We start from the raw sequence: 385 nt of genomic DNA on the forward strand, positions 1-385 counted from the left end.
GACATGGATYTTGCTCGTAAAGCCGCCGCGTGATCGACCAAAAGCCTCCGAATGAGCCCCCCTTTTGCGCCCGTAGCCTGTGAATGGGCACGGACTACGGTACTGTCGACCATATGCTGCCAGTTATCGGTCAGGTCGAGGTCTATCAGGGTTTGCAGCAGAGCATCCCACACCCCCTGCTCAGCCCAACGCCGGAACCGGACATAGACCGAGTTCCATTTGCCGTAGCGCTCATGCATGTCCCGCCACGGACAGCCTGTGCGCAGAACATGCAGCATACCATTGAGAAACAGGCGGTTGTCTCCAGCTGGTCGAGCCCAACGTCCGCGCTCAGGCGGCAGAAGCGGACCAATTATCGCCCATTCCTGATCCGTCAGATCACCTC

At 58.9% G+C, this 385-nt stretch carries 1 protein-coding gene; it reads right to left on the reverse strand.

Annotation, left to right across the window (positions count from 1 at the left end; all coding sequences use genetic code 11):
* On the reverse strand, positions 1 to 385 hold a 385-nt coding region (locus tag KP705_RS18990), incomplete at both ends, for an IS5 family transposase (protein WP_215765434.1).

This window comes from Gluconobacter sp. P1D12_c (assembly GCF_018812105.1).
Taxonomy (GTDB): domain Bacteria; phylum Pseudomonadota; class Alphaproteobacteria; order Acetobacterales; family Acetobacteraceae; genus Gluconobacter; species Gluconobacter oxydans_A.